Origin of the sequence: Protofrankia sp. Cj3 (genome assembly GCF_917627355.1) — a bacterium.
GTDB lineage: Bacteria > Actinomycetota > Actinomycetes > Frankiales > Frankiaceae > Protofrankia.
Genome location: NZ_CAKJTR010000177.1, coordinates 4,889 through 10,140, shown reverse-complemented (window position 1 = coordinate 10,140; position 5,252 = coordinate 4,889). Strand labels below are relative to the sequence as shown.

5 protein-coding genes are annotated in these 5,252 nt (G+C 68.4%); 1 reads left to right on the top strand and 4 read right to left on the bottom strand.

The window, feature by feature from the left end; genetic code table 11:
- The first annotated feature begins 4 nt into the window (after nucleotides 1–4).
- The gene (locus MJ783_RS19015; RefSeq protein WP_239312231.1) at nucleotides 5–1,222 is read left to right on the top strand and encodes a CaiB/BaiF CoA-transferase family protein; all 1,218 of its coding nucleotides are present in this window, start codon (nucleotides 5–7) and stop codon (nucleotides 1,220–1,222) included.
- 671 nt (nucleotides 1,223–1,893) lie between these two features.
- Here the strand turns inward: MJ783_RS19015 and MJ783_RS19010 are convergent.
- The 4 genes from MJ783_RS19010 to MJ783_RS18995 all read right to left on the bottom strand — a co-directional run bounded on the left by MJ783_RS19010 (nucleotide 1,894) and on the right by MJ783_RS18995 (nucleotide 4,938).
- On the bottom strand, nucleotides 1,894–2,232 hold the full coding sequence (locus MJ783_RS19010) for an XRE family transcriptional regulator (RefSeq protein WP_239312229.1): 339 nt from the start codon (nucleotides 2,230–2,232) through the stop codon (nucleotides 1,894–1,896).
- Nucleotides 2,229–2,603: a type II toxin-antitoxin system RelE/ParE family toxin gene (locus MJ783_RS19005; RefSeq protein ID WP_239312227.1), complete on the bottom strand. Its 375-nt coding sequence runs from the start codon at nucleotides 2,601–2,603 to the stop codon at nucleotides 2,229–2,231. Before MJ783_RS19005 ends, MJ783_RS19010 begins: the two co-directional genes overlap by 4 nt.
- Before the next feature lie 203 nt (nucleotides 2,604–2,806).
- The gene (locus MJ783_RS19000; protein ID WP_239312226.1) at nucleotides 2,807–3,562 is read right to left on the bottom strand and encodes a FadR/GntR family transcriptional regulator; all 756 of its coding nucleotides are present in this window, start codon (nucleotides 3,560–3,562) and stop codon (nucleotides 2,807–2,809) included.
- Between the two features lie 260 nt (nucleotides 3,563–3,822).
- Nucleotides 3,823–4,938, bottom strand: a complete 1,116-nt coding sequence (locus tag MJ783_RS18995) for an acyl-CoA dehydrogenase family protein (RefSeq protein WP_239312224.1) — start codon at nucleotides 4,936–4,938, stop codon at nucleotides 3,823–3,825.
- Between the last annotated feature and the right edge of the window lie 314 nt (nucleotides 4,939–5,252).

The following is a 5,252-nucleotide window of genomic DNA, read 5'->3' as shown; positions in this document are numbered from 1 at the left end:
AGAGATGTCTCGTGGGCTCGGAAATGTGTATAAGAGACAGCCTTGCGCACCCTTGGCGGGCCTGTTCGTGGTCGGCCTGGAGCAGGCTGTCGCCGCTCCGCTCGCCACCCGGCATCTCGCGGATCTCGGCGCCCGGGTCGTGAAGGTCGAGAACCCGCGCGGTGGCGACTTCGCCCGTGACTACGACCAGGCCATGAACGGCATGGGCGCCCACTTCGTCTGGCTCAACCGGGGCAAGGAGTCGCTCGCGCTCGATGTGAAGAAACCCGCGGGCGCCGAGGTCCTCGCACGCCTGATCGAGCGCGCGGACGTCGTCGTGCAGAACCTCGCGCCCGGTGCCGCCGCCAGGCTCGGCGTGGCCGCCCATCAGGTGCTGGAACGCCATCCGCGGGCCGTGGCCGTCGACATCTCCGGTTACGGGGAGGGTGGGCCACTGGCCGCGAAGCGCGCCTATGACCTGCTCGTGCAGTCCGAGACCGGGTCATGCTCGGTGACCGGGTTCCCCGGGCAGCCGGCGAAGCCGGGCATCCCGCTCGCCGATGTCGCCGCCGGCATGTACACGTACTCCAGTGTCCTGGCCGCTCTCCTCGCGCGAGGCCGTACCGGCACGGGGGCGGAGATCTCGGTCAGCCTGTTCGACGCGGCGGCCGAGTGGATGGGGTATCCCCTCTACTACACGCTGGGCACTGGTCTCGATCAGGAGCCCAACGGTGTGAGCTCGCCGTCGGTCGCGCCCTACGGCGCCTATCGGACCGCCGACGATCAGGTACTCGTGGTGGGGACGACGAACGACCGTGAATGGCAACGCCTCGCCGAGGATGTGCTCGGCCGCTCGGATCTTGTCACGGATCCGTCGTTGGCCGGTAACGCCGACCGGGTCCGGGACCGGCCCAGGGTCGACGCGGTACTGGGGGAGTGGGCGGGTGGACAGCTCCTGGCCGACGCCCAGGCCCAGCTGGACAAGGCGGGGATCGGCAATGCGCGCCTGAACTCGGTGACCGATCTTGTCAGGCATCCGCAGCTGGCGGTTCGGGACCGGTGGCGTGAGATCGATTCGCCGGTCGGCCCGCTGCGCGCGTTGCTGCCGCCGCCGATCTCGCCGCAGTGGTCGGTGCGGATGGGGCCGGTGCCGGCGCTGGGCGAGCACACCGACGGGGTGCTCGCGGACCTCGGCTACGAACCGGCGCAGGTGCGGGCGCTGCGGGCGGCCGGCATCGTCTGACGCCGGCCGCGGTTGGGTATGGCGGGGCAGGGCGGGGAGCGACGGTCGCGTTGCGGCAGCCCGGGTCAGGGTGGCGATGGTGTCCGCAGCGTTGTTGGATGTTGCGTTGCCTGGCCGCGGGTCGATGACCAGCACGTCGTCGGTGCTGTCGTAGGTCGCGAGGTTCGGAGCGAACCCGACGCCGCCCTTGCGGGTCGCCGCCTCGTGGTCGTTCTCGAGGCTGGCGACGACAGTATGCAGGGCGGGTCGTCGTCCCGCACGGTTTTGATCCACGTGTCGAGGTCTTCGCTGCGGCGCTCGGTGGGTAGGAGGTAAACGCGCGTACCTGGGCGGCCAGGACGGTCATCTGCGGACAGCTTGCGACCAGGTCGTCTCGGTGCCACCGCCGGTGATCGGGCAGGTTCTCGTGCCTGATCATAAGCCAGTCGACCCGGTGACGTGGGGACGGCGGGACGCGTGCGGGGTCGGGGTGTCCCTGCTGGGAGGTGGCACACGAGCAGGGTGCTGCTTATCCGGATAGCCCTGCTCGCGGATCTCGGCCAGCAGGCGGGTGGCCGCCCTGGTCAAGGGAAACACACGGATCAGGTGGAGAGCTTCCGGTCCGTTGTCTCCGACAAGCCGGAACCCTTCAGCCCGACATGAGAGTCCCGGCGCAGCGCCGAGCGTCGGCATCACCCGAGGACAAATGACTCGTCCCCGAAGTCAGCGATTATCTTCAGTTTCCCGCCGAGTGCCTGCACATAGGCGGCGAGGGTGTCGACCTCGCTCCGCTCCAGCTGCCCCTTCTCGATCCGGGACACCCGCGCCTGGGTCACGCCCATCGCCGTGGCCACCTCGACCTGGGTGGTGTGCTGACGCCGACGCACCTCGGCCAGACGGAAAGCACGAGCCTCGGCGATCATCCGCTGCGCGCCGGCGTCGATCTCAGCGTGTTCCGCGTCGGTGAACCCGAACTCCCGGGTGAGCTCCTCCCAGGAGCGCGCGTCCGGGTCGGCCCGGTGGTCGCTCATCGGTCTTCTCCTTTCTCCATCCGCCGGAGGTGGTCGGCGTACGCCGCCTCGGCGAGCGGGATCGCACTGCGGTACCAGCTCTGCCAGGTGCCGGCTTTGTCGCCGCCGACCAGGATCACCGCTTGGCGCTGCGGGTCGAACACGAACAGGAGACGTACCTCGCTCGCTCCCGCCGACCCGGGTCGTAGCTCCTTCAGGTTGGCCAGATGGGATCCCCGCACCGTGTCGACGAGGGGCCGGCCGAGGGCCGGACCCTCGATACTGAGCGCTTGGATTGCCTGGCTGATCAGTAGGAGCGTCCGGCGGTCGCCGCGACGGAGTGCGTGCAGCCACGACAGTGCCGGCTCAACCACGATGATCGACCAGGTCATCCGGCCTCCTCATCACCCGACTACAACACTGACAGCATATGTCACCTACGTTGTCGGGTCAGGAACGGGTGCTCACCGCCGGGGGCGCAGACCAGCGGCGCTTGTACGACCTGTTCGGCCACGTTTGGTCAAGGCCAGCCCCGCCACCGAGCTCAGTGAAAGACAGAGGCCACCGGGCGCTTTGGCACCCTTGGACGTGGAACTCAGCTCAGGAGATCGAGGACGGTCTGCTTGTCGGCGTCCTCCAGAAGGATCTTGCCGACGGCGGTGAGGTGCCGGCGCCAGAAGGCCTCCGCATCCTCGGTCTGGTGATTGCGGATGAGCTGGACGAGCTTGGTGTTGGCCCGATGTGCCTTGCCGACAAGGGTCTGCTGCTGGTCGGGGTTGCTGACGCGCGCCATGTGCGAGGACATAGTGGCGGACTCGACAATGCGGTACAGCATCCCGACCAGCAGCCGGAGCGTCCGGTTGCCCGCCAGCTCGACGACGAGGAGGTGGAACTCCGCATCGATGAACATGAACTGTTCGTGGTCGTCGAGGGTTTCCTGGCACTTGGCCAGCGTCTCGTTGAGCCGCGTGAGGTCATCGTCGTCGTGCCGGTCGGCGAGCAGGCCCGCGGCGCGGGACTCCAGCAGCGCGCGTGCCTCGTAGACGTCCGCGAGCGTGGTGCCCCGGTACTGGAGGATCGCACCCGCGTACCGGGCTGCGGTGTCCCCGGTCGGCAGGTGCACGCGGGCGCCGCCGCGGGCGCCTCTGCGTACGCTGATCAGCCCTTCCGACTCCAGGACCCGGAACCCCTCGCGTAGGGTTGGCCGAGAGACCCCGAAGCGTTCCATGAGAACCGCCTCGGACGGAAGCGCTGTCCCCTCGTCGAGTTTGCCTAGGATGATCTGCCGGCGCAGATGGCTGGCGACGATCTCGCCGGCCTTGGGCACACGGACCCGGTCTTCGGTCGCCATGGATTCCTCCTGCTCGTTGGCACCGCCGCGGAACGGGAGTGGTGACCCGGCGTTGGGTGCCGGAGGCGGGTGAGTAGAGGTGTCCCCTGCGCGGTCGCTTGGACAATAATCTAGCTGATCGATGCTCGATCTGCGTCGCCGGGTAACAGGGAGGTGTCTGGTCGCACACGCTTGTGGCGTCGCCGGCGGACGCCCTTCGGCTGAGCTCGCCCGAGGTCTCCGGCCGCGCGAACAGAACCGCGGTCACGCGGCCGGCGGCCCTAGATGCCTATCCGCTGGGCGAGCTGTTCGCGGTGGTAGGCGGGGTCGCCGAGCAGGAGCTGCGAGGTCTTGGCCCGCTTGAAGTAGAGGTGGGCGGGATGCTCCCAGGTGAAGCCGATGCCGCCGTGTACCTGGATGTTCTCGGCAGCGCAGTGGAAGAACGCGTCCGAGCAGTAGGACTTGGCCACGCTGGCCACGACCGGCAGCTCGTCGTTGCTCTCGGCTGCCGCCCACAGGCCGTAGTACGCGGCGGACTTGGCCGACTCCACGTCGAGCAGCATGTCCGCGCACTTGTGCTTGATGGCCTGGAAGGAACCGATGGGCCGGCCGAACTGTACCCGGATCTTGGCGTACTCGACGGCCATCTCCAGGACCTTCTGGGCACCGCCCACCTGCTCGGCGGCGAGGCCGATGGCCGCTGTGTCGAGAACGCGCGGGAGAACCGTTGCGCCGTCGCCGTCGGCACCGATCAGCCTGGCGGGGGTGTTGTCGAAGTCGAGCCGGGCCTGCTTGCGGGTGAGGTCCATGGTCGGCAGGGCGGTCCGGGTGAGACCGGGCGCGTCACCGGGCACAGCGAACAGGCTGACTCCAGCGGTGGTGCGGGCCGCTACCAGGACGAGGTCGGCGGTATGGCCGTCAAGCACGTAGGTCTTGGACCCGCTCAGCCGCCACTCGTTGCCGCTGCGGGTCGCGGGAAGTGTGATCCCGTCGGCGTCCCAGCGGCCGGATTCCTCGGTGAACGCAAGCGTGGCGCGGATGTCGCCGCTGGCGATGCCCGGCAGGAAGTCCTTCTGCGCGGCGTCGTCACCACTCGCGACGAGCGTTGTCGCCGCGAGGACGACCGTGGAGAAGTACGGCGCACACAGCAGCGCGCGACCCGCCTCCTCCAGAACGATGCCCACCTCGACGAAGCCGTAGCCGGCACCGCCGTGCTCCTCGGGGATGGCGAGGCCGGTCAGGCCGAGTTCGCCCGCCAGTTTCGTCCACACGCCCGAGTCGTAACCCTCGGTGGTTTCCATGAGACGCCGGACCTCGGATTCCGGAGAAAGATCCTCCAGGAAGTCACGCACGGTGCGGCGTAGCTCTTCCTGCTCCTCGCTGAAGGCGAAGTTCACGGCAGCTCCTGGCTACAGGCGATATTCTAAAAGAGAATATAATTAGTAAGCTAATTCGGCAAGGTATGGACTGAGCGGCGGAACAGGCGTCGCGGGGCTGGTGCGCACGCCTGTAGCCGGGCGTCCTTAGAGCGCCCGAGGATAGGACTGTCCGGCTCGCGGCTCCCCGCGTCCCGCCCGGCCGCGTTGTCGTCAGTCGGCGCCCAGCACCAGGGCGCCTTCCTCCGCCGCCTTGCCGGATCGGGCACGGATGAGCCGCTCGCTGATCGAACGCCCTATCCTCGGGTGCTCTTAGCTCATCGTCAATCCGCCGC